This is a genomic window from Salidesulfovibrio brasiliensis JCM 12178 (genome assembly GCF_001311825.1).
Lineage (GTDB): Bacteria > Desulfobacterota > Desulfovibrionia > Desulfovibrionales > Desulfovibrionaceae > Pseudodesulfovibrio > Pseudodesulfovibrio brasiliensis.
The window spans coordinates 1-22,265 of sequence record NZ_BBCB01000051.1 but is presented as its reverse complement, the minus strand read 5'-3'; the positions used below and the strand labels follow the sequence as shown (position 1 = coordinate 22,265).

General features: G+C 61.0%; 22 protein-coding genes and 2 pseudogenes. 16 read left to right on the top strand and 8 right to left on the bottom strand.

Annotated features, from left to right (window positions below; genetic code table 11):
• From JCM12178_RS11950 to JCM12178_RS11930, 5 genes and pseudogenes are all read left to right on the top strand, one after another.
• The coding region (locus JCM12178_RS11950; protein WP_157054894.1) for an RNB domain-containing ribonuclease at window positions 1-523 on the top strand (523 nt) is incomplete at its 5' end.
• A 36-nt stretch (window positions 524-559) separates the two neighbouring features.
• Window positions 560-1,606, top strand: a complete 1,047-nt coding sequence (locus JCM12178_RS11945) for an FAD-dependent oxidoreductase (protein WP_054651663.1) — start codon at window positions 560-562, stop codon at window positions 1,604-1,606.
• A gap of 2 nt (window positions 1,607-1,608) precedes the next feature.
• A complete protein-coding gene (locus JCM12178_RS11940; protein ID WP_054651661.1) occupies window positions 1,609-2,112 on the top strand; it encodes a 4Fe-4S dicluster domain-containing protein in 504 nt (167 codons plus the stop codon).
• Between the two features lie 71 nt (window positions 2,113-2,183).
• Window positions 2,184-2,785, top strand: a pseudogene (gene plsY / locus JCM12178_RS11935) (glycerol-3-phosphate 1-O-acyltransferase PlsY).
• Window positions 2,786-3,063: 278 nt separating this feature from the next.
• Complete coding sequence (locus JCM12178_RS11930) at window positions 3,064-4,014, top strand: cation diffusion facilitator family transporter (protein ID WP_054651659.1); 951 nt, start codon at window positions 3,064-3,066, stop codon at window positions 4,012-4,014.
• A gap of 27 nt (window positions 4,015-4,041) precedes the next feature.
• Here the strand turns inward: JCM12178_RS11930 and hflX are convergent, their stop codons facing one another.
• The 3 genes from hflX to JCM12178_RS11915 form a co-directional block, all read right to left on the bottom strand.
• A complete protein-coding gene (gene hflX / locus JCM12178_RS11925; protein ID WP_500799075.1) occupies window positions 4,042-5,628 on the bottom strand; it encodes a GTPase HflX in 1,587 nt (528 codons plus the stop codon).
• 168 nt (window positions 5,629-5,796) lie between these two features.
• On the bottom strand, window positions 5,797-6,390 hold the full coding sequence (locus JCM12178_RS11920) for an IMP cyclohydrolase (RefSeq protein WP_054651656.1): 594 nt from the start codon (window positions 6,388-6,390) through the stop codon (window positions 5,797-5,799).
• Between the two features lie 199 nt (window positions 6,391-6,589).
• Window positions 6,590-7,153, bottom strand: a complete 564-nt coding sequence (locus tag JCM12178_RS11915; protein ID WP_054651654.1) for a tetratricopeptide repeat protein — start codon at window positions 7,151-7,153, stop codon at window positions 6,590-6,592.
• A gap of 412 nt (window positions 7,154-7,565) precedes the next feature.
• Here JCM12178_RS11915 and flgB point away from each other — a divergent pair.
• From flgB to JCM12178_RS11875, 8 genes and pseudogenes are all read left to right on the top strand, one after another.
• Window positions 7,566-7,907 (top strand): annotated as a pseudogene (flgB, locus tag JCM12178_RS17860) (flagellar basal body rod protein FlgB); the annotation flags it as partial.
• Window positions 7,908-7,977: 70 nt separating this feature from the next.
• Complete coding sequence (flgC, locus tag JCM12178_RS11905) at window positions 7,978-8,418, top strand: flagellar basal body rod protein FlgC (protein ID WP_054651650.1); 441 nt, start codon at window positions 7,978-7,980, stop codon at window positions 8,416-8,418.
• Window positions 8,419-8,431: 13 nt separating this feature from the next.
• The gene (gene fliE, locus JCM12178_RS11900) at window positions 8,432-8,767 is read left to right on the top strand and encodes a flagellar hook-basal body complex protein FliE (protein ID WP_054651648.1); all 336 of its coding nucleotides are present in this window, start codon (window positions 8,432-8,434) and stop codon (window positions 8,765-8,767) included.
• 55 nt (window positions 8,768-8,822) lie between these two features.
• Window positions 8,823-10,415 carry a flagellar basal-body MS-ring/collar protein FliF gene (gene fliF, locus JCM12178_RS11895; RefSeq protein WP_054651646.1) on the top strand — a complete coding sequence of 531 codons (1,593 nt, stop codon included), beginning with the start codon at window positions 8,823-8,825 and terminating at the stop codon, window positions 10,413-10,415.
• A 3-nt stretch (window positions 10,416-10,418) separates the two neighbouring features.
• Entirely contained in the window at window positions 10,419-11,417 is a 999-nt protein-coding gene (gene fliG, locus JCM12178_RS11890; protein ID WP_054651643.1) for a flagellar motor switch protein FliG, read from the top strand.
• On the top strand, window positions 11,404-11,799 hold the full coding sequence (locus JCM12178_RS19780) for an ATP synthase subunit B family protein (protein WP_245628744.1): 396 nt from the start codon (window positions 11,404-11,406) through the stop codon (window positions 11,797-11,799). Before fliG ends, JCM12178_RS19780 begins: the two co-directional genes overlap by 14 nt.
• Before the next feature lie 17 nt (window positions 11,800-11,816).
• The gene (locus JCM12178_RS19775; RefSeq protein WP_054651639.1) at window positions 11,817-12,164 is read left to right on the top strand and encodes a FliH/SctL family protein; all 348 of its coding nucleotides are present in this window, start codon (window positions 11,817-11,819) and stop codon (window positions 12,162-12,164) included.
• Between the two features lie 3 nt (window positions 12,165-12,167).
• Window positions 12,168-13,484, top strand: coding sequence for a FliI/YscN family ATPase (locus JCM12178_RS11875; protein WP_054651637.1), 1,317 nt, complete (start codon window positions 12,168-12,170; stop codon window positions 13,482-13,484).
• An 11-nt stretch (window positions 13,485-13,495) separates the two neighbouring features.
• Here JCM12178_RS11875 and JCM12178_RS11870 read toward each other — a convergent pair whose 3' ends face one another.
• From JCM12178_RS11870 to JCM12178_RS11850, 5 genes are all read right to left on the bottom strand, one after another.
• Window positions 13,496-13,918 (bottom strand): arsenate reductase ArsC, encoded by a 423-nt coding sequence (locus JCM12178_RS11870; RefSeq protein ID WP_054651635.1) that lies wholly within the window; start codon window positions 13,916-13,918, stop codon window positions 13,496-13,498.
• Between the two features lie 94 nt (window positions 13,919-14,012).
• Window positions 14,013-15,500, bottom strand: a complete 1,488-nt coding sequence (locus tag JCM12178_RS11865; protein WP_054651633.1) for an AsmA family protein — start codon at window positions 15,498-15,500, stop codon at window positions 14,013-14,015.
• On the bottom strand, window positions 15,479-16,441 hold the full coding sequence (locus tag JCM12178_RS11860) for an AsmA family protein (RefSeq protein ID WP_054651631.1): 963 nt from the start codon (window positions 16,439-16,441) through the stop codon (window positions 15,479-15,481). The genes JCM12178_RS11865 and JCM12178_RS11860 overlap by 22 nt, the downstream gene beginning before the upstream one ends.
• Window positions 16,442-16,463: 22 nt before the next feature.
• Window positions 16,464-16,769, bottom strand: coding sequence for a MerR family transcriptional regulator (locus JCM12178_RS11855; protein WP_054651629.1), 306 nt, complete (start codon window positions 16,767-16,769; stop codon window positions 16,464-16,466).
• 72 nt (window positions 16,770-16,841) lie between these two features.
• A complete protein-coding gene (locus JCM12178_RS11850; protein WP_054651627.1) occupies window positions 16,842-17,312 on the bottom strand; it encodes a hypothetical protein in 471 nt (156 codons plus the stop codon).
• Window positions 17,313-17,531: 219 nt separating this feature from the next.
• Between JCM12178_RS11850 and fusA the strand changes: the two genes are divergently transcribed.
• The 3 genes from fusA (at window position 17,532) to JCM12178_RS11835 (ending at window position 22,131) form a co-directional block, all read left to right on the top strand.
• Window positions 17,532-19,592, top strand: a complete 2,061-nt coding sequence (gene fusA / locus JCM12178_RS11845) for an elongation factor G (protein WP_054651625.1) — start codon at window positions 17,532-17,534, stop codon at window positions 19,590-19,592.
• 159 nt (window positions 19,593-19,751) lie between these two features.
• Window positions 19,752-20,483, top strand: coding sequence for a lysophospholipid acyltransferase family protein (locus tag JCM12178_RS11840; protein WP_054651623.1), 732 nt, complete (start codon window positions 19,752-19,754; stop codon window positions 20,481-20,483).
• Window positions 20,476-22,131, top strand: a complete 1,656-nt coding sequence (locus JCM12178_RS11835) for a ribonuclease J (RefSeq protein WP_054651621.1) — start codon at window positions 20,476-20,478, stop codon at window positions 22,129-22,131. Before JCM12178_RS11840 ends, JCM12178_RS11835 begins: the two co-directional genes overlap by 8 nt.
• The last annotated feature ends 134 nt before the right edge of the window (window positions 22,132-22,265 follow it).

The following is a 22,265-nucleotide window of genomic DNA, read 5'->3' as shown; positions in this document are numbered from 1 at the left end:
GGCCGCGGGCATCTTCACCGACCCGGCCGACATCGCCGCCGTGGTCCGCCTGCTCGCGCCCACGAGCCTTGAAACCACGCCCAAGCCCCACGCGGCTCTCGGCGTGGACGTCTACGCCCCGGCCACCTCGCCGCTCAGACGCTACACCGACTTCCTGAACGCGGCCCAAATCGAATCGTTCCTCAAGGACGGCGAACCGCGCCTGAGCCTCGACGAACTCGACGCCCTGCTGCCAAACCTCTCGGCCCGGATCCAGTCCGTGTCGCAGGTGCAGCGGTTCCGGCCCCGGTACTGGAAGCTCCACTATCTTTCGCTTCGCAAAAACGAATTCCATTCCGCACTCGTGGCGGACGAGCACGGCCCGCTGCCGAACCTCGCAATGCCCGAGATGCAGATCAACGTCCGCGCGCCCATCAAGCTGCTTGGGGACAAGCTCTATCCGGGCCAGCGCTTCGCCATCCGCTTCGGCAAAATCGACCCGCTCACCAACGAGATCAAGGTCGTGGAAGCACTTGAAGAATAATAGTTGCGGTCCGGAAAACCCTCTGGAGGCCACTTCATGAACGCCATGAACTTCAATTTCCTGCGCGACGATCCGCTGCCGCCGAACGGCCGCAGGGTCGCCATCATCGGCGCGGGGCCGTCCGGCCTTGCCGCCGCCGGATACCTCGGCGGGCTAGGCTATCAGGTGGACGCCTATGACAAGCTGCCCTCACCGGGCGGACTGATGACCTTCGGCATCCCGTCCCACCGCATCCCGTCCGAGCGCATCGACGCGGGCGTGCGGATTCTGGAGCGCCGCCTCGGCGTCAATTTCCACTGTGCCACCAAGGTCTGCTGCTCTGCCCCGCTGCACGAGGAAGAGGGCGACCACTTCTCCGCCGAAATGATCGGACTCGGTGAACTGGTGGACGACCACGACGCGGTGCTCATCTGCACCGGGGCATGGAAATCCCGCAAGCCGGGGCTCCCCGGCGAGGTACTGCCCGGCGTTTACTCCGGTCTCGAATTCCTGTTCCCCATCCGCGCGGCCCGCTACGCCCGTCCGGACGTCACGGTTCCGAAGGTGGAAGGCAAGCGCGTGGCCGTGATCGGCGCGGGCCATTCCGCCATGGACGCGGCCCACAGCGCCAACCATCTCGGCGCGGCAGAAGTCTCGGTGGTCTACCGCCGCACGCGAAACGACGCACCCTGCGGCACTTTCGAGATCGACCGGCTGGAGGAACTGGGCATCAGATGGATGGAAAAGACGTCACCGCTGGAGATTCTCGGCGACGACCATGTCGAAGGCATGCGCGTTTCCGGCCCAGAAGGCGAGAGCGTACTCGACGTTGACGTAGTCATTTACGCCATCGGCGAGATTCCGACACCGCCGTTTGCCGGAAAGCTCGGGCTGGAAAACATCCGCAAGGGCGACGTGCGCTGGCTGAACATGACCAGCATCGACAACGTGTTCGTGGCCGGTGACGTGCTCTCCGGCCCCAGCAAGGTGGGCAAGGCCGTGGAGTCCGGCCTCAAGGCCGCCCGCTCGCTGGCCAACTGGCTGGACCTCAAGGGCGAGAACCGCGAAGCCGAGTTTCACGGCAGCGAAAAGGTGGGGAGGTAATCATGGACGGGAAGACCCTCTACGTCGACTACTCCCGCTGCATCGGCTGCGAAACCTGCGAAGCGGTCTGCGGCTTCATCCACGACACCCCGCGCATCCACATGACCCGCACCCGCGACGGCCTCATGGTGCCCCTCTACTGTCGGCACTGCGAGGACGCGCCGTGCGCCAAGTCCTGCAAGAAGGGCGCGCTGGTTCGCGACCGCGACGGTGCGCTGGTGCTCCAGCCCATGCTCTGCCGGGGCTGCGAAACGCGCCAATGCATTCTTGCCTGCCCCTTCGGTGCACTCTTCCTGACCAGAACCGGTGTGGCCGTACGCAAATGCGACCTCTGTGCCGGGCGGCGCGACATCGGCCTCGGCCCGGCCTGCGTGGAAATGTGCCCCTGTGGCGCAGTCATGCACGTGGAGCGCGACACCGTGCCCGAGCTGTGCACCGAGGAATCCGAGGAAGCCCTCAAGCGCGTCATTGCCCACATTCGCCCGGCCGTGAAGCGACCGGGATGACCGACAGGTCTTTTCAAGCCCCTTCAAAACAGGTAAAGAACGGGGCGGGAACAACATAAAGGAGACCCCGCATGAAACTGATCCTCATCGTTTTCGCTTTCTTTCTCGGCTCCCTGCCTTTCGGGCTCTACATCGCCCGCACGTTCAAGGGCATCGATCCGCGTCAGGCCGGAAGCCGAAACACGGGCGCACCAACGTGGCCCGGCTGTGCGGATTCAAATACGGCGTCGTGGTCCTCGTGCTGGACCTGCTCAAGGGATTCCTCCCCGTGCTGATGGCATCCCAGCACGGCGGCTGGTTCTTTGTCAGCCTCGTGATGCTGGCAGCGGTTTTCGGCCACGCCTACTCGCCGTTTCTCGAATGGCGCGGCGGAAAGGCTGTCGCCACCTCGGTCGGCGTTTTTCTCGGTGCGTCCTTCTGGATCACCCTGTTCGCCGCAGCCGCCTGCATCGGCGCAGTCCTTCTCTCCGGCTTCGTGAGCATGGGTTCACTGACCTTCGCGGTTGCCCTGCCCGTCCTGACCATCCTGACCGGCAACCTCGAATTCCTGCCGGTGGCCATGATCATCATGCTGCTGATTTTCTGGAAACACCGGGAGAACATCCAGCGGCTCGCCAGCGGCGAAGAGAAGCCGTGGCGCAAGTCGAAGTTCAAGGATCTGGATAACGAATAGACCGAAACAGCCCGCTTCGGCGGGCTTTTTCATGCCCGCTGCGACCTTCGGGAGGCTCAAGAGCTATAGTCCGCAAGAACCCATCTGTCATACGGCTCTCGCCCTGAGAGACTCTCCCTTATCGCCAACGAACTCCCCTGCCGAAGGCAACACAAAAGATTTTGGAGAGTCTCGAGAACCTTTTGCAAAAAGGTTCTTGAGCCGCCGGAGACAAAATTCCGCATTGCCTGCGCGTGATTAATCGGGCTATCGTCCATCAAACGGAGTGAGACAAGACAATGCACATGCCCGCTTCCACACCCACGGACTCCCCCATCCGCTACGCATGGTATTCGGTTGCCGCATCGCTTCTCACGCTGGGCATGAAGTTCGGCGCATGGGCCATGACCGACTCCGTGGGGCTGCTTTCCGACGCTGCCGAGTCGCTCATCAACCTTGCGGCGGGCATTATGGCGCTCACCGCCATCACCATCGCCCTGCGTCCGGCCGACGACGACCACGCATACGGACACGGCAAGGTGGAATATTTTTCCAGCGGTGTAGAGGGAATGCTCATCATCGTGGCGGCGGTCGGCATCGCCCTTGCCGCGTTCGACCGTTTCATGCACCCCCGCCCGCTCACCAGCCTCGGGCCGGGTCTGATTCTGGCCATCGCTTCTTCAGGAGTGAACTTCGTTACCGCCCGCATCATGCTGCGGGCCTCCAAGCGATTCGACTCCATCACGCTGGAGGCCGACGCCCGTCATCTGCTGACCGACGTCTGGACCTCCATTGGACTGGTCCTCGGCCTCTGCCTGCTGTTCATCTTCCCGGAATACTCGGTCATCGACCCGATCATCGCCACCATCATGGCCCTGAACATCGTCTGGACCGGCGTGCAACTGGTAAAGCGTTCCGTCTCCGGACTCATGGATGATGCGCTTCCCGAAGAGGAGCTGCACGCCATCGCGGAATCCATCCGCAAGGTCGCGGGCGAAGACGCTGTATTCCACGGCCTGCGCACCCGCAAGGCCGGGCCGAACCGCTTCATCGACTTCCACCTGCTGTTGCCGGGAGACATGACCGTGGAGAAATCCCACGACCTGTGCTGTTTCATCGAGGATGACATCAAGGAAAAGCTGACGCGCGCGCAGATCACCATCCACGTAGAACCCATCGAGGATGGGGCATCCTTCGACGGAGCGGAAACCGGTGGTGCCTGCCAGCATGTTCTGGACCATTCCGATTGATTTTCAATCGGTTACAGGCCATCGTTTTCAATCAGACCACATCAAGAATGGCATCGACAACCGACTGGAGGGAGTTGCGGTCCAGCGCGGAGACGCACAGGCATCCGGGTAGACGTTGCGCATGATCTCGCGTTGTTCGGCGTCGAGCTTGTCCCACTTGTTGAGGACGAGGATGTTCGGCGTGTCGTCGAGCTTCATTTCATTGAGGATGGAGCGCACCGCGTTGACCTGCTCCTCCACTTCCGGATGCGAGGCGTCGGCCACCAGCACAAGCAGATCAGCGGAGTCCAGCTCCTCCAGCGTGGCGCGGAAGGCCTCCTGAAGATCAGGCGGCAGCCGCCGGATGAAGCCGACCGTGTCGGTGAGAACAATCTCCCGCTCCCTCGGAAAACGGATACGGCGGCTCGTGGGATCGAGCGTGGCGAAGAGCTTGTTTTCCGCCAGAACCTCTGAGCCGGTCAGGGTGTTAAGCAGCGTGGACTTGCCCGCGTTGGTGTAGCCCACCAGCGAGACGATGGGCAGCCCGGCCTTGGCCCGGCGTTCGCGGGTCTGGCCCCTGCGCTTTCTGACCTGTGAAAGCTCCTTCTTGAGGCGGGTCAGCCTGTCGCGCGCGCGGCGGCGGTCGATTTCGAGCTTGGTTTCACCCGGCCCCCTGCCGCCGATGCCGCCCACCAGCCGGGACATGGCCCGGTTTTTCCCTACAAGTCTCGGCAGCGCGTACTTGAGCTGGGCCATCTCCACCTGCAGCTTCCCGGATCGGCTGGTGGCGTGCTGGGCAAAGATGTCCAGAATGAGCTGGGTGCGGTCGATGATCTTCCGTTCGGTGACTTCGGCGAGGTTGCGAATCTGGGCGGGCGACAGGTCCTGATCGAAGACGATGACCCCGGCGTCGCCCTGCAGGGCCTGCACCTCAAGGTCCGCGAGCTTGCCCTTGCCCATGATGAACTTGGGGTTGAGCTTGCGAACCCGCTGGATCATGGTCCCGGCGGTTTCCAGCCCGGCGGTCTCGGCGAGGTCGGAGAGTTCTTCAAGCGAAATTTCCTGAACGGGCCTCGGCGTGGTGTCCACGCTCACCAGCAGGGCGCGGCTTTCCTCGTCCACATCCTGCACGCCCATGGTCCGGGCAAGCTCGTCCTCAAGCGCCTCCACCGTGGCCCCAAGGTCCACGTCCAGCCTGTCCCAGCGCTCGGGCGTCAGCAGTTCGTAACTTTTCCCTTCGGGGTTCGGGGGCATCAGGTAGGCGACCTGCGCCAGTGAGGGTTCGCCCTGCTCCAGTATCAGCGCACAGATGCTGTCCAGCCGCAGAAAAACCATGTCCATGAGGTCTTCCTGCGTCAGCTTTTCGCCGGAGAGATGGGTATGCAGCAGCCGCAGCCCGCGCAGACGGCGGGAGCCGAGACGGGCGCGGGGCAGCTCGGGAATGTAGATGGAGGAAGCGTCGCCCACAAGCACAAGGAACGGTTTGCCGCTGCGATCGACGAGCAGCGCGACCTGTCGGCCGATCTCGCGGCTGACAGCGGCCAGCTCCCGGGCCTGCTCCACGGTGTAGCCGGTATCGGCTGGATAGGAACGAAAATAAAGCCGGTTCAGCTTCTTGAGCTGACTCGGTTTCAACCCCTGCGTATTGCCGCGCGCTTTCTGTGCTATGGCCGTGTTCTCCTGTTTCCGCGCCGTGACGCGCTGTTACCGCCGCCAACGGGCTGGCAGAACACGTATGTATGCGATGCAGGCACGGTATGGCAATGAAAAACGCCCCGCAGGATCATCCTGCGGGGCGCGTCATCAGGCGTCGTGCGTGGAAAGGTACTCGGCGATCATGCCGTCGTACTCGCTGGTCAGGCGGAAGGTCTCCGTGGCCAGCTCCTTGCGAAGGCCGAGGGTCAGCCCGCCCTGTTTCAATTCCTCGGTCACGCGGTCATAGTGCTGCGGACCGGGAACAACGGCGATACTGTGGAAGTTCTTGGCGGTCGCGCGGAGCATGCACGGGCCGCCGATGTCGATCTGCTCGACGGCGTCCCTGAGGGGCAGGCCCTTCTTGGCCGCCTCGGCAAAATTGTAGAGGTTCACGCAGATGAGGTCGAAGGGCTGGATATCCAGATCGGCCAGCGTGCGCATGTGATCGGCGTTATCCTTGTCCGCAAGGATGCCCGCGTGAACGTTGGGGTGCAGGGTCTTGACCCGGCCGCCCATGATTTCGGGAAAATTGGTGACTTCGCTGACGGACGTGACCGGAAGGCCCTCGTCGGCGAGTTTCTTTTTGGTGCCGCCCGTGGAGACGAGTTCCACGCCGTTCTCGGAAAGGAACGTGGCGAATTCCACAAGGCCGGTTTTGTCGGTGACGCTCAAGATGGCGCGCTTTACTTGCAACAGGTCCATTCACAACCCCCTGATGTTTTCGGGTGGTTGTGCCGGATTTGCACAGCAAAGGCAAGCGGCGCGATCGGCCCGCTGAGTGTGGCTGCCCGTCTGGCGATTCCCGTCCCGGCCTCCGTCTTGAGGGAAGGCTGGTCCCCCACGCGCATGACGCCCAATGCGCCCGGCGCGGGGGACCAACGGGGAGGGGAGATATCCTCGGCTACGCCTGAATCTGGCCCATGAGTTCCAGAGCCGCCTCGTTCTCGGGGTCGGCTTCAAGAATCATTTCCAGATGCTTGCGGGCTTCGTCCTTTCTCTCCATGCAGACGAGGCATCCGGCCAGAGAGTAGCGGACTTCCTTGTTATCGGCGTCCACTTCGAGATAGTTCTCAAGGTAGGGAACGATCTCGCCCAGGCGGTTGAGCTCATGTCCGAGCCTGATCAGGCTGAAAAGCGCGACCATGTTCTCGGGGTTCGCTTCCAGAGCCTTGGAGAACATGGAGAATGCCTCTTCATGATCCCCCAGCTCCATGCGGATGAGCGCGATGCCGGAAAAGCTTTTGTCCGTTTGTTCGATCTCGTGAGCCTTGCCGTAGTGCTTCAGCGCCTCTTCAAGGGCGCCGCGCTGCACGGCCACGGTAGCGAGACCGATGTACGGGTCGGAATGGATGCCGTTGGATCCTATCGCCTTGAGATAGTATTCCTCGGCCTTTTCGAGTTCACCCATAAACAGGTAACACTCACCAAGTTCCTTGTTGATTTCGTAATCGAGATGACCACTCATGACATTTCCCCTCCAGTAGGATGTGTCGCCCTTCCTCACAGGGCGGCATTTTTGCTGGCGATTTTGCCTGCCCCTCACTGAAGCAACGTGCGTGCCAAACAGCAAAAAAACAACGTCATTCGAGTCAAGAAAATCAATCAAAGCTCTAAAATAAAAGAACTTTTTTTTCAAGACGCCCAAAATGAGGCAGTCTTTCCCACCAGTTACTCCCTGCCGCCGCCTGTCAGAAAGCCGCATCCTTGACACTCCTGAATATGATTTGTGCTTCCCCCGGAGTGCATTCACAATTAATTTTGTTAAATCAAACACTTGAACACGTTGGAACGCCCCTTGCTTGATAGCCGCCAGCAACGGACGGAACAATTTTCCCCGTCTGCAGAGAAAACGGCTTCCAAGTCAGGAGGAACAAGGAATGAAAGGACTTTTCGGATCCCATATCAACATCACCGCCAAGGTGCTGGACCTCCGGCTCGAACGTCAAAACGTTGTCACCGGAAACATCGCCAACCAGAACACCCCGAACTACAAGGTTCGCCGTCTGGAGTTTGAAGACAAGCTGCAGAAGGCGCTCAATCTGGACCAGCGCGGCAAGATGACCCGGACGGAGAAGGACCATCTTCCCGCAACGTTCCATGCAAACAAGTTTCAGGGCGAGGGCGAGAAGGAATTCGATCCGCACTACGTCTACGGCGAAGACCCCGTGGACATCGACAAGGAAATGGCGGTGCTTTCCAAGAACGCCATGATGTACCAGGCCCTGACACAGGTCATTAAGAAGAATTTCCGAGGCATGGAGAAGATCATCCAGGCCGGAGTAGGTAGCAATGGATTTCATGACAGCACTCGACGTTGGAGCCTCCGGGCTCAAGGCGCAGCGAGCGTATCTGAACGTCATCTCCATGAACCTCGCCAACGCCCGCACCACGCGGACCATGGAAGGCGGCCCCTATCGCCGCAAGAGCGTTTCCATGGAGTCCACGCCCGTGTACTCGCCTTTCGATCAGGCCATGTGGGACCGCAAGAACCGCGACCTGCACGGCGTCAAGGTCACCGGCGTGGTCAACGACAACAGGCCCTTCAAGCAGGTGTACGAACCCACCCACCCAGACGCCAACGAGCAGGGATACGTGTTCTACCCCGACATCAACGTGGTCGAGGAAATGGCCAACATGGTCACCGCGACCCGTTCCTACGAAGCAAACGTCCAGACTGTTCAGTCCGTCAAGCAGATGTTCCGCAGGGCGCTGATGATCGGACAGGGCTAAAAGGGAGGCTCTCATGAACGTCAAGTCAGTAGCAATGCAGGCATACGGCAGGGCCCTCGAGCAGCAGAAGCAGCAGCGGGTCATGAATGAGAAGGTCTCCAACGCCCTCAAGAAGCCCGAAGAACCGCGCACCCCGTTTTCCGACACCGTCAAGGACTCGGTTCTCAAGGTTAACGAGATGCAGGGCACCAAGAAGAAGATGATCGAGGAATTCGCCTCGGGCAAGAACCAGAACGTGCATGAGCTGATGATCCACATGCAGAAGGCCGGTCTTGCCATGTCCATGACCTCCGCGGTGCGGACAAAGGTCATGACCGCCTATCAGGAAATCATGCGGATGTCTTTCTAGCCGCAGAACGTGAACGCAACCCGGACCGACGATTCATTATTAGGGGAGAGGAACCATGCCGAGCTTCATCACAGACCTCTGGAACAAGGTAAACAGCTTCTGGACCGACAGAACCACGTCCCAGCGCATTCTCATCGCCGGGCTGGCGATTTCCGTCATCATCGCGTTCATCATGATGGTCTACTGGATGAACAAGCCGGACTACAAGGTTCTCTACACCAAGCTGTATCCCGAAGACGCCTCCAAGGTCGTCAGCATGCTGCAGGCCGCCAAGGAGCCTTACAAGCTTGAGAACAACGGCGGCACCATCCTCGTCCCCGCCGACCGCGTTTACGAACTGCGCCTGAAGATCGCCGGTGAAGGCGACCTCCACGGTCAGGGCATCGGCTTTGAGATCTTCGACGAAATGAAGATCGGCCAGACCGACTTCGTGCAGCACGTCAACTACACCCGCGCGCTTCAGGGCGAACTGGCACGCACCATTACCGAATTTCCGCAGGTGGAACGCGCCCGCGTCCACCTTGTCATCCCGGACAAGAGCCTGTTCATCGAAGAACAGGTTCCGCCCACGGCCTCCGTGGTCCTGAAGCTCAAGAACGACGGCAAGCTCAACGAAAAAGAGATTCAGGGCGTCGTCAATCTCGTGACCATGGCCGTGGAAGGGCTCGACAACAAGCACATCACCGTCACCGACATGAAGGGCCGCCCGCTTTACGAGCCCGAGGATGACGAGACGGGCATCGGCCTCTCCACCACGCAGATGGAGTACAAGGGCTCCTACGAGCGCAAGCTCGAACGGCGCATCATGGAACTGCTCGGCCCCGTGGTCGGCCCGGAAAAGGTCATCGCCCGCGTCAACGCGGACATGGACTTCAGCCAGAAGACCATCCGCAAGGAAACCTACGACCCGGACGGCTCCGTGGTCCGTTCCGAAACCCGCAGCGAGGAATCCACGCAGGGCGCGGCCTCCCTCGGCGGCGGTGAGCCTGACGTGAACTTCCGCGGCGACGGCTTCACCGGCACGGAGACCACCCAGAACTCCAACCGCGAGACCCGCACCACCAACTTCGAGATCAACAAGCAGGAAGAAAACATAATTGCCCCCGTCGGGGAGTTGCAGCGACTGAGCGTTGCGGTTATCGTTGACGGCACGTACGTGGAAAACGAGGAAGGCGGCTTCGACTACCAGCCCCGCAGCGAAGAAGAAATGGCCAAGATCCGAGATCTGGTATCCAGCGCCATCGGCTTTGACAGCGTGCGCGGCGACGCGGTTGAAGTGACCAACGTCACCTTCGGCGAACCCGAAGCAATCGACAGCCAGACGCTCATGCGCACCATGCTGGAATACGCGCAGCGCCTCGGCAAGCCTTTCCTCAACGGCGTACTGATCTTCCTCTTCCTGATCCTGGTCGTCAGACCGGTGATCATGGCCCTGATCCGCCCGCGCGTCACCGAGCACGAGGTGGAAGAAATGGCGGGCCTGCCCGGCGCGGACCGTCTGGCACTGGAAGAGGACGAAGTGGACGAGGAAGCTCTGGACACCACCCGTCGTCTGGAGAATGCCAAGGCCCACGCCGCCCAGCTCTCCGAGGAGAACATGGATCAAGCCGTGCGTCTGCTCAAGAACTGGCTCATTCAGGAGGCTTAGACCGTGAGCGACTTTTCCGGACCCCAGAAAACCGCCATCGTACTGCTCGCCATGGGCGAAAAGTTTACGGCGGACGTCTTCAAGCGCCTCGAGCGAAACGAGATAGCGGCCGTATCCAAGGCCATGCTCGAAACCGACTCGATCCCCAAGGAACAGGTGCTCGACGTCCTGAAGGAATACAACGAGGCGCTCGCTTACGGCGCGGAACTCCTCGTGGGCGGTCCGGAACAGGTCAAGCGGTTGCTGACCAAGTCTCTGGATGCGGAAACGGCCAAGTACATCATGGACATGCTCGATCTGGACACCGGCCCCACCCCGTTCCAGGAGCTGGAAAACGTCAGCCCGCGGATTCTCGCGCAGATTCTGCGCAACGAACACCCGCAGACCCTGGCGCTCATTCTCGGGCATCTGCACCCGGATCAGGCGGCCGAACTCATCAGCAACCTTCCGGCAGGCGTGCGCGCCGAAGTGCTCATGCGCCTTGCCAAGCTCGAAGCCGTTGCGGAGGACATGCTCATGGAAGTCGACAAGGTCCTGCAAAGCCAGCTCATCGCCATGGGCGGCAAGGAAGGCAAGAAGGTCGGCGGCGTACAGGCCGTTGCGGAAATTCTGAACGCAGTGGACAGGAACACCGAGGAAGACGTCCTCTCCGAGATCGAAGAGGAGTCCACCCAGATGGCAGAAGACATCCGAAACCTCATGTTCGTCTTCGAAGACATCAAGCAGGTGGACGACGTGGCCATCCGCGAACTTCTCAAGGAAGTCTCCAACGAGGACCTCACCGTGGCCCTCAAGGGTGCCAGCGACGAACTGGCCGAGAAATTCTTCAAGAACCTGTCCGAGCGTGCAAGCACAATGATCAAGGAAGACCTCGAAATCATGCCGCCCAAGAAGCTTTCCGAAGTCGAGGCAGCGCAGCAGAACATCGTCAAGACCGTGCGCAGGCTTGAGGACGAGGGCAAGATAGTCATCAGCAGAGGTAGTGGCGATGTCTTCGTCTGATACCAGAGAAATACAGGAACGCAGCCCGGTCACCGGTCGCGTCATCATGGGCATGGACACCCCCGGCCCAAACGAAATGACCGTTCAGGAACTCGAGGGCAAGCGCTCGCTGCTTTGGGACGACTCGGTCAACGACGAGTATCTCGCCCGGGTTCGCAGCCGCGCGCAGGCCATGGCCAAGGACATCCTTGCCAAGGCCATGCAGGAGGCCGAACAGATCAAGGCCAGCGCCCACGAGGAAGGCTACAATGAAGGCATTGCCAAGGCGCAGGGCGAGCTGGACCAGCACGTTCAGACCCTCGGCGAGACTTTTCAGGGGGCCATCGAATCCCTCAGCACTCAGGCTCGGAAGTTTGGGCTTCCCGCCGCGACGACCTCGTAGCGCTCGTCAAGCTCGCCGTGGCAAAGACGCTCGGCATCGAGCTTGAGGAGCACCGCGTCGAATCTTTGACGGCCCTGCTGAACGAGGCCGTGGACCGGCTGGAAAGCCAACGGGAACTCACGGTCCGCTGTGCCCCGCAGGATCAGGAGCTTCTCGACGAACTGCTTGCGCAGGCTCAGGAGCGCAACCCCGGCATCAAGCACTGGAAGGTTGTCCCGGACGCGTCCCTCGAAATGGGCGGCGTCATCGTGGAAACCGGCCAGAGCAAGGTGGACAACAGCGTGGCCGCCCGCTGGGAGGGCGTTGAACCCATTCTCGACCAGCTCACCGTGGCCCGCGCCGGGCAGGACGATTCCGCCGGATAAGCCATGGGCATCGACTGCAACGACTGCATCAATCTTCTTGAAAGCCTCGACGCCTGCCAGACCTTCGGCAAGGTCACCAAGGTCGTTGGGCTCATCGCCGAAGGACAGGGCATCAAGGCCCCGCTCGGCGCGGTCTGCCATCTCATCCCCGACGACAAATCAGACCCCATCGCCGCCGAGGTGGTGGGCTTTCGCGACGGCGCATGCCTGCTCATGCCCTACAAGGACATGCGCGGCGTCGGCCCCGGCAGCCTCATCCGCAACTCAAACGTTCCGCCGGTCATTCCGGTGGGACATGGCCTGCTCGGTCGCGCCGTGGACGCCTTCGGCGAACCCATGGACGCCAAGGGCGCGTTCGGCCACGAAGGCTACGTCCCCCTGCACCGTGAGGCTCCAAACCCGCTGGAGCGCCCGCGCATCCACGACCCGCTCGACGTGGGCGTACGCGCCATCAACGGCCTGCTGACCCTCGGCAAGGGCCAGCGCATCGGCATCATGGCCGGTTCCGGCGTGGGCAAGTCCACCCTCATGGGCATGATGGCCCGCTACACCGAGGCGGACGTGAACGTCATCGGGCTCGTGGGCGAACGTGGCCGAGAGGTTGTGGAGTTCATGGAGAACAGCCTCGGCGAAGAAGGCATGGCAAAGAGCGTCATGGTCGTGGCAACAAGCGACAAAAGCCCGCTCATCCGCATGCGCGCGGCGTACACCGCCACCGCCATAGCCGAATTTTTCCGCGATCAGGGCAAGGACGTGCTGTTGATGATGGACTCAGTGACCCGCTTTGCCATGGCAGGTCGAGAGGTCGGGCTGGCCGCGGGCGAACCGCCCACCCGTGGCGGCTACACACCGAGCGTCTTCGCCCACCTGCCCCAGCTTCTGGAGCGTGCGGGCAAGAACCAGAACGGCTCCATTACCGGCGTGTACACGGTGCTTGTTGACGGCGACGACTTTAACGAGCCGGTCTGCGACGCCGTGCGCTCGATCCTCGACGGCCACATCGTACTGACCCGCGAACTGGCGGACCAGGGGCACTACCCGTCCATCGACGTCCTCAAGAGCGTCAGTCGTCTGCGCTCCGACATCACGCCGGATCAGGTCCAGAAGGATGGCCGCACCATGCTCAGGCTCATGGCCACCTTCAAGCGGGTTGAGGACATGGTCAACATCGGGGCGTACCAGAAAGGCGCCAACGCCGAAGTGGACCGCGCCATATCCATGGTCGGCCCCATCAACGGCTACCTGCAGCAACTCGTCTCGGAGCAGTCCTCGCTCGAGGACGCCTACTTCAAGCTGAACGAGCTGGTCGGCGGAGGCTGAGCCGTGGTCGGCTAGTCTTCGAGATTTCCCGGAATCCCTTCCACCATGGCGCGAATCTCGTCGCGCACACGACGGTAGATGTCGAGCCGCTCCTGTTCATCGCTCACGCCTTCTGCAAGGGACGGAGGGTCGTCAAAGCCGCGATGCACGCGCTTTGCGGAACCCGGAAAGAAAGGACAGTTCTCGGCCGCATGGCCGCACAACGTCACGACGTAATCAAATGTGACATCCGGCAGATCGTCAATGAGCTTGGAGCGGTTGGCGGTTATGTCCACCCCGGCCTCGGCCATGACCGTCACGGCGTCCGGATTCAGTCCGTGCGTTGCCACGCCTGCGGAATACGCCTCCACGTCATCGCGCAAATGCCGGGCCCAGCCCTCGGCCATCTGGCTGCGGCAGGAGTTGCCGGTGCAGAGAAATAGAACTCGGGTCATGCGTTCCTCCTTTGAAGCAGCGCATGATACGCGACCCTGCACCCGCTACAAGCCGCCACAGGTGACGATCAGGTTAAAACCGAACCAGTGAGCTCTAGAACCGGGCTTCCAGTTCGCGAATGGTCGGTTCAGGATCGTCATCGACGCGAAGCGCTTTGCGCCGCTCCTTGCGCTGCTCCTCCTGCTGCTTGCCGACCCCGCCGAGGGTGAGGATGTTCCCCACGCCCGAGAGCACGTCGCCCACGGTACCGACAACGGCCCCGCCGAGCATCTTCACGTACTGGGTCACGTCAACGTACCACGACGGATCGGAAAGCGTGCCGCCCAGATGCACCGGGATGGCGATGCCGGTGAGCTCGTTGTACGACAGACCGCCCTGCCCCTTGGACGAGGCCACCAGCTTGGCGAGCACGGTGTAGTTGAGCTTCTGCGAAGCGAGGTTCACGGTGCCATCGCCGATGGCGCGCAGGTTGGGAGCCATCAGACTCAGGTCCTTGTTCGTGACAACGCCCTTGTCGATGACGCCGCTGCCCGTGATGCTGCCGAACTTGGTCTTGCCTTTGGAGTCGGCCTCGATGGTGCCGCCCTTGTCCTTTTCGGACTTGGTTTTCTGGGCAAGCCCGGCAAGGTCAACGCCCGGAAAGACCCCGTCCTGCAAGTCCACCTTGAAGGTGCCGCCGAGGGTTTCCAAAATGGCGGGGACCGTATTGCCCAGCCCGTCGGCGACCAGGTGCAGGTCCACGTTCCCGGCGATGTCGTCGCGCCCGGCAAAGTCCTTGGCGAGCGGGCCCGCGTTCAGGCCGTTCACGTGAACGGCCACGCCGGAGTGCGGAGTATCGCCAGCCACATCCACGATTGCCGCAGTAGTGATTGCGCCCTCGTAGCCCTTGAAGCTGAACGGCTTGACCACCACGCGCCCATCCTTGGCCTGCACGTGTATCTTCACATCCGCAAGCTGGATGCCCTTGAGCTTGAGATAATCGGCGCTGGCCATGGCGTCCAGATTCAGTTCACGGACCGTCTCAACGGGAATCAGCTCGTCATCGCCCTGCCCAGCCTCGCCTTCCGGCTTGGGGGTCTCCGCTTCCTTCTCGGCCTCTTTCGCCTTGTCACGCGGCGGGAGGTAGCGGTCCAGATCAAAAGAATCCAGCTCCGCCCGACAAAGAATGGCCGGGTTTTCAAGATTATCCACGGTCAACTTGCCCGCAAGGTTCTGCCCGTCAAGCTTGAGCACAAACGGCTCCACATTCAGGCTGTCGTCACGGTAGGTCAGCTCCAGTTCGCCCGAAGCGGAGGTCAGGGCCGCCGGGTCCTGCATCTCGGGGAGCGTGCCGCCCATCTTCTTCAGGGTAGCGGCCGGGGAGAATTCGGCCAGCTTGAGCGTGCCCGTTCCGTTCACCTTGCCGAAAAGGTTGCCCGCTTCGGCGCTGCCGGAAATGGTGGCCCCGTAAGCGGTCAGGATGAACTCAGGGAGCTTGAGGCCCTGCTTGTCCAGATTGAGCGATGCATCCGCAGCCTTGAGATCGGCCTGTAGTTCGCCGCCGGGAAGCGAATCCATCATCACGGTGGCGGTAAGGACCATATCCTTGGTGTTGATGACCTGCGGCTCGGTCTTGATGGCGATGGAACCATGTTCATGTGCAGTCTGCCCTGCCCGCCTTCAAGCAACTCGCCGGAGACATCCGCAATAATGACCATGTCCTTGCCGTTGACGACCTGCGGCTCGGTCTTGATGGCGATGGAGTCCATGTCCATGCGCAGCGTCCCCTGCCCGCCCTTGAGCACCTCGCCGGTGATATCCGCAACGCCGGTAATCTTGCGGAGCAGGTACGAATCGTTATCCGGATCGACGGTGGCTACGGTCTCAAGCCGCGCCTTCAGGTTCATCTGCGGGTCCGTCATGCCGAAACCGAAATCCATGCTGCACTTCATGGGCGTGGCGAGCGCCACGGGTGCCGCCTGCAGCGAGGCGTTCTTCAGGCTGTAGCTGCGTCCGTCCTGCCGATTGTCCACGAAGATATCGAGAGACTCAACCTCCAGCGATTCCGCGCTGAAAGAGTAGGAAACACCGTCTTCGGCTTCCTGCGCCTTCTTGCCGTCCTCTTTTTTCTTGCCGCCCGCATCAAGCAGATCGTCAAGGTTGCTGCGCCCGCTGGCGTCGAGCATGAGACGAAATGCCGCATCGTGCAGCACTACGTCGCCCATCTGAATCTGTTTGGAAAGAAGGGGCATGACCTGGACCTCCACCACGACCTTGCCCGCCTCGAACATGGGCTCGGGACCGAAACCATCGGCATTGGAGAGGCTGACGTCGTGAATGGTGGCACCGAGCCACGGGAAGAACTTGAGGGAAAGGTCGCCGGAGATTGTCAGGGTGCGGCCGGTCTGCTCCAGCACGATGGCGGCCAGCTCTTTCTTGAGGTTCTCCGGCTCCACGCGATTGGCAACATAGGCGGCAAGGGCCGCGCCAGCAACGACTATGATGACTATGGCGATCATGATCCACTTCAACAGCTTGCGCATACACCCTCCTGCGGCGTGGCACTCATTCGAGCAGCTTGAGAATGGCCCGGAGTTCAGTGTGAATCTCCGAAAGCGTGCCGGGACGGTCCCCGTCCTCCAGCCGCTTGCGGGCCCCCTCGATGGTCAGCCCTTCGTCATAGAGAAGGGTCTTTATCTGACGTAACACATCCATCTGCTCAGGACCATAGAGCCGCTGACCGGATTTGGTGCGAATCGGTTTCAGCATCGGAAATTCCGATTCCCAGAACCGCAGCACGTACGATTTGAGGTTCAGTTCCCGAGCGGCCTGGCCGATCTTGAGGGGTTGGTGCTCCAGAGATTCCGTCATCGCTCCGAGATAGCAGACAGTTCGAGTAATTCCAAATTGTTCCGATCAGGCCGACTCGCCTGCCGAAACGGATTATTTCGCGTACGCAAGCCCCTGCGGCGGGGTCTTGCCTTCAAAAAACAATTCCACAGCCTCACGGGAAGCCGCGGTCAGCTTGAGGTCCGAGACGTTCAGGCCGGAATCCATGCCGCCGTGCAGACGCGCCGCGCGGTCGATGAAATCCGCTTCCACGAAGGCGGCCCGTATTTCATATACACGCCCGCCCCATGTGACGCCCACGGGCAGCACCGGCTCACGCTCCGGCGGCCGGGTAATGAAATTTCCGGTCCTGACCAATGTTTCGACAACTTTTTCCGGCATCATTCCAGAAAAACGCGAAAGTTTTTCCACGAACGCGGGCATGACGGCGAGATAGTAGAGATGGTCGAGCTTGCATGCCACGGATTTCCCGGGAATGTTCAGGACCCACGGCTCTTCGTCCATCGCCCGTCCCAGCCCGCGCTGCAATCGCTCCACTGCTTCGGCATAGTCCACTAGGGGCATCGCATAATCCTCCGTCCATGCAATAGAGCACGAATCCCCCGCAAGTTCAAGCCATTGGAACCGCCTGAAACGCTTTGAAGAAGATCGTTACAGACTTGACAAGATAGCGGCCCGATTCATATAGCTCTAAACTGTCGAAAATCTCTTAACCGGATTTCAATGACGTGCCCCCGGGGCCGTCTGGATTGAAAAATCTACCACATATAGAGGGAGTAAAGAATGTCGGATCTCACAACCCAAAGAACTTATGCCATTGTCGGTCACGGCGGCTGCGGGAAGACCTCGGTCGCCGAGATGATCCTTTTCAAGGCCGGCGCCACCAATCGCCTCGGGAAAGTCGAAGACGGCAACACCGTCCTCGACTACGAACCGGAAGAGATCAAGCGCCGTGGCTCCATTCAGCCCGGCATCGCTTCCTACACATGGGACAAGAACAAACACTTCCTCATCGACACCCCGGGTGACTCCAACTTCAACGGCGACCTGTCCTACAGCATCATGGGCGCGGACGGCGTCGTCTTCGTCATCGACGCGGTGGACGGCGTCAAGCCCCTGACCAAGAAAATCTGGGGCGAAGTAGCCAAGGCCGAACTGCCCTCCGTGGTCTTCATCAACAAGATGGACCGTGACCGCGCCGAGTTCGACCCCGCCTTCAACGGCCTCTCCGAAATGCTCGGCATCCGCCCGGTGCTGCTCTACTATCCCATCGGCAGCAAGGAAGACTTCAAGGGCGTGGTGGACATGCTCTCCGGCAAGGCCCTCATGTTCGACGACAAGGGCGGCTACAGCGAAGCCGACATCCCCGCCGACATGGCCGACGAGATCACCGCGCTGCGCGAAGCCATGGTCGAAAACATCGCCGAATCCGACGAAGAACTCATGGAAATCTACTTCGAGGAAGGCGAGCTGACCCCGGAACTGATTACCAAGGGCCTCAAGGCGGGCGTCACCTCCGGCGAGCTGGTTCCCGTGGTGGTCGGCTCCGCCCTTGAAAACATGGGCGGACAGCTCATCCTCGACACCATCCAGCAACTGCTGCCCTCCCCGCTTGAACACAAGCCCTGGCAGGGCGTTGAAGGCGAGCGCGCGAGCTCTCCGGACGAGCCGCTCTCCTGCTTCGTGTTCAAGACCCTTGCCGACCCCTTTGCCGGTCAGCTCAGCGTGGTGCGCGTCTGCTCCGGCACGCTGAACGCGGACACCACCCTGCACAACTCCAACACCGAGGAAAAGGAACGCATTGGCCAGCTCCAGATGTCCCTCGGCAAGGAACAGAAGGGCACCAAGGACCCCATGGGCCCCGGCAGCATCGTGACCCTCGCCAAGCTCAAGAGCACCCACACCGGCGACACTCTCGTGGCGGAAAAGGACGACTTCCAGATCGCCAAGCCCGAGCTCGCCCCGCATCTCATCACCTACGCGCTGGCACCCGAGGAAAAGGGCGACGAGGACAAGGTCTTCGCGGCCATCGCCAAGCTGCTTGAGGAAGACGTGACCCTGAGCCTCTCCCGCGATGAGGAGTCCGGCGACGTGTTGCTCTCCGGCATGGGCCAGAACCACATCGAAGTTTCCGTGGAACGTGCCAAGCGCCGCTCCAAGGTCAATATCCTGCTGAAAACCCCCAAGGTCCCCTATCGCGAGACCTTCCGCGTGGGCGCCAAGGAAGTGCAGGGACGCCACAAGAAGCAGTCCGGCGGCCGCGGCCAGTTCGGCGACTGCTGGATTCACGTTGAACCCCGGGCCTCCGGCGAAGGGTATGAATTCGAAGACGCCATCGTGGGCGGCTCGATCCCCCGCCAGTACATCCCGGCAGTGGACAAGGGCATTCAGGAAGCCGCCCAGCGCGGCGTGCTGGCCGGATACCCGGTCATCGACTTCAAGGTCACCTGCTACGACGGCTCCTACCATAACGTCGACTCCTCGGAGATGGCCTTCAAGGTTGCCGGCTCGCTGGCCTTCAAAAAGGCTGCAGAAAAAGGAAAGGTCGTGCTGCTTGAACCGCTCATGACCGTCACCGTGGCAGTACCCGACTCCTTCATGGGCGATGTCATCGGCGACCTCTCCTCCCGCCGCGGCAAAGTGCTCGGCTCCGACTCCCAGGCTGGTGTCACCGAGGTCAAGGCCCACGTGCCCATGTCCGAAATGCTCAAGTACGCGCCGACGCTCAACTCCATGACCGGCGGTCAGGGCACCTTCTTCATGGAATTCTCCCATTACGAAGAGTGCCCGCCGAACATCACCGAACAGGTGATCGCCGAAAACCAGAAGGCCGAAGAAGAATAGGCCACCACCCGACACGAAAAACAAAGGGCGGCCCGGAAGCGGGCCGCCCTTTTTCAATCCAGAACCGCCAGCTCCGCCACCGCCAGCCAGGACGCGGTCTTGTGATGCGCAACGATTTCCGGTAATGAGTGATGACTATACGATAGACAAGGAAGACAGATGCTTCGCAACGCATTGTTCTACATCACGCTCATTCCCGTGACCGTCTGGTACAGCATCAGGATGATGCTCCAGACCAAAAACGGAACCGATAAAAAGACCCTCGACGAAATCCCCATCAAATGGGCCACAAAACTCGTTCGCGCAGCAGGCGTCAAGGTCGAGGCAGACCTCGGAGACATCGACCCCAATGGCCACTATGTCTTCATCGGCAACCACCAGAGCAACTTCGACATCCCGATCATCTTTTCAGTCTTTCGCGGCAACGGCATCCGCTTTGTGGCCAAGAAAAGCCTTTTCGACATCCCGATCTTCGGCAAGGCACTCAAGGTTGCGCGCAACATCCCCATCGACCGCGAAAACCGCCGCTCTGCCATGAAGAGCCTCAACGAAGCCGTGGAGATCACCAAAACCGGTGTCTCCCCGCTCATCTTTCCCGAAGGCACCCGCAATCACGATCCGGAAGAATTCCTGCCCTTCAAGACCGGCGGCATGATCATAGCGCTCAAATCCGGCCTGCCAGTGGTGCCCTTCGTCATTGAAGGAACTCACGACCTCCTGCCGCCCGGCAAGCTCTTTTTCAACAGGAATCGCCCTGTCCGCATCAAGGTGTTGCCCGTCATCGATCCTTCGCGCTATACCCTGAAGGAGCGCGAACAGTTCAAAAGCGACCTGCGTGAGATGATGACCGAAGCCTACCAGCAACTCAGAAAGGAAAATGCCCATGGATAACAAACCCCAAGTGACCGTGACCCCGCTTGGCGGATTGGGTGAGATCGGCATGAACTGCATGCTCTACTCCACCCCCGACTCCATGGTCATCGTCGACTGCGGGCTCATGTTCCCCGAGGACTACCTCTACGGCGTGGACGTGGTCATCCCCTCCTTCACCCACATTCTCGAGAACAAGGACAAGCTCAAGGCCATCATCCTGACCCACGGCCACGAGGACCACATCGGCGCGCTGCCCTGGCTGCTCAAGCAGGTCAACGCCCCGGTCTACGGCTCCCTCTTCACCCTCGGCCTCGTGGAAAACAAGCTGCGCGAGCACGAACTCGACAAGTGGGCAGAACTCTGCCCCGTGGCCGACAACGAACGCATCAGCTTCGGCGACCTCTCCTTCACCTTCTTCCCGGTCTGCCACTCCATCATCGAAGGCTTCGGTCTCGGCATCGAAACCCCTGCGGGCCGCATCGTGCACACCGGCGATTTCAAGATCGACCGCAACCCGCTGGACGGCCACGCCACCGACCTCAAGGCCTTCAAGAAATTTTCCGAAGACGGCGTGATGCTCATGCTCTCGGACTCCACCAACGTGGAGCGCTCCGGCTTCGCCCTGACCGAACGGGAAATCCAGTCGTCCCTGCGCGAAATCTTCAACAGCGCGCGCGGTCGCATTCTCGTGACCCTCTTCTCCAGCCACATCCAGCGCATGCAGGAAGTCTTCGACCTCGCCGAAGCCTGCAACCGCAAAGTGGCCGTCAGCGGCAAGAGCCTTGCCCGCAACATCGACCTTTCCCGGGATCTCGGCTACATGCGTATCCCGTCGGACACGCTCATCACCATAGACGACCTCCCCGACTACGAGGATGATGAAGTCGTACTCCTCGTCACCGGCTCGCAAGGCGAACCCCTCGCCGCCCTCTCGCGCATGTCCACCGGGGAACACCGCCAGCTCGCCGTCAAGGAAGGCGACCTCGTCCTGCTCTCCTCGCGCTTCATCCCCGGAAACGTGCGCGCCATCACCAAAGTCATCAACCGGCTCTACAAGCTCGGCGCGGAAGTGCTCTACGAACGCGTTCAGGGCATCCACGCCTCGGGCCACGCCCACAGCGAAGAACTGCGCATCATGTTTGAGACCGTGCGGCCCAAGTATTTCATCCCAGTGCACGGCGAATACCGTCACCTCGTCAAGCACAAGCGCCTCGCCGTTGACTGCGGCGTGGCGGACGAACGCGCCCTCGTCGTTGAAAACGGCAACCCCGTCACCTTCTTCGAGGACGGCATTCGCTTCGAGGAAACAGTGCACGCCGACAAGATTCTCGTGGACGGCAAAGGCGTCGGCGACGTGGGCCAGACCGTCCTCAAGGAACGCCAGCTTCTCGCAGGCGAAGGCATGGTCATCGTCCTGCTCGTCGTGGACGAAAACACCGGCGAAATCAGCGTCGGCCCCGAGATCGTCTCCAAAGGCTTCGTCTTCGAACAGCAGTACGCCCACCTTCTCGAAGACGCCAAATGCATCGTTCTCGACGTGCACGAAAACATCCCCCCCGGAGCCACCAAGAAACTCAAAGAACGCATCCGCTCCGCCCTGCGCCGCTTCTTCCGCCGCGTTCTCGACCGCGACCCCGTTGTGGTGCCGCTGGTGATCAGCATCTAACCGCTCGCTGTTCCGGCTGGCGGGAAACCGTGGCGTTTCATCTTCCTGCGGATGATGGATTGGTTCCGCAGGCGGGCCGTTGGAACGGGTTCTTTGTTTGATACGCTGCCGCTGGGTTCGGTATCGGGAGATCG

Coding starts and splice junctions, on each gene's coding strand:
- JCM12178_RS11945 (WP_054651663.1), top strand. CDS start 560: ATGAACGCCATGAACTTCAATTTCCTGCGCGACGATCCGCTGCCGCCG.
- JCM12178_RS11940 (WP_054651661.1), top strand. CDS start 1,609: ATGGACGGGAAGACCCTCTACGTCGACTACTCCCGCTGCATCGGCTGC.
- JCM12178_RS11930 (WP_054651659.1), top strand. CDS start 3,064: ATGCACATGCCCGCTTCCACACCCACGGACTCCCCCATCCGCTACGCA.
- JCM12178_RS11920 (WP_054651656.1), bottom strand. CDS start 6,390: ATGGACCTGTTGCAAGTAAAGCGCGCCATCTTGAGCGTCACCGACAAA.
- JCM12178_RS11915 (WP_054651654.1), bottom strand. CDS start 7,153: ATGAGTGGTCATCTCGATTACGAAATCAACAAGGAACTTGGTGAGTGT.
- flgC (WP_054651650.1), top strand. CDS start 7,978: ATGGATTTCATGACAGCACTCGACGTTGGAGCCTCCGGGCTCAAGGCG.
- fliE (WP_054651648.1), top strand. CDS start 8,432: ATGAACGTCAAGTCAGTAGCAATGCAGGCATACGGCAGGGCCCTCGAG.
- fliF (WP_054651646.1), top strand. CDS start 8,823: ATGCCGAGCTTCATCACAGACCTCTGGAACAAGGTAAACAGCTTCTGG.
- JCM12178_RS19780 (WP_245628744.1), top strand. CDS start 11,404: ATGTCTTCGTCTGATACCAGAGAAATACAGGAACGCAGCCCGGTCACC.
- JCM12178_RS11875 (WP_054651637.1), top strand. CDS start 12,168: ATGGGCATCGACTGCAACGACTGCATCAATCTTCTTGAAAGCCTCGAC.
- JCM12178_RS11870 (WP_054651635.1), bottom strand. CDS start 13,918: ATGACCCGAGTTCTATTTCTCTGCACCGGCAACTCCTGCCGCAGCCAG.
- JCM12178_RS11865 (WP_054651633.1), bottom strand. CDS start 15,500: ATGGTCCTTACCGCCACCGTGATGATGGATTCGCTTCCCGGCGGCGAA.
- JCM12178_RS11860 (WP_054651631.1), bottom strand. CDS start 16,441: ATGCGCAAGCTGTTGAAGTGGATCATGATCGCCATAGTCATCATAGTC.
- JCM12178_RS11855 (WP_054651629.1), bottom strand. CDS start 16,769: ATGACGGAATCTCTGGAGCACCAACCCCTCAAGATCGGCCAGGCCGCT.
- JCM12178_RS11850 (WP_054651627.1), bottom strand. CDS start 17,312: ATGCCCCTAGTGGACTATGCCGAAGCAGTGGAGCGATTGCAGCGCGGG.
- fusA (WP_054651625.1), top strand. CDS start 17,532: ATGTCGGATCTCACAACCCAAAGAACTTATGCCATTGTCGGTCACGGC.
- JCM12178_RS11840 (WP_054651623.1), top strand. CDS start 19,752: ATGCTTCGCAACGCATTGTTCTACATCACGCTCATTCCCGTGACCGTC.
- JCM12178_RS11835 (WP_054651621.1), top strand. CDS start 20,476: ATGGATAACAAACCCCAAGTGACCGTGACCCCGCTTGGCGGATTGGGT.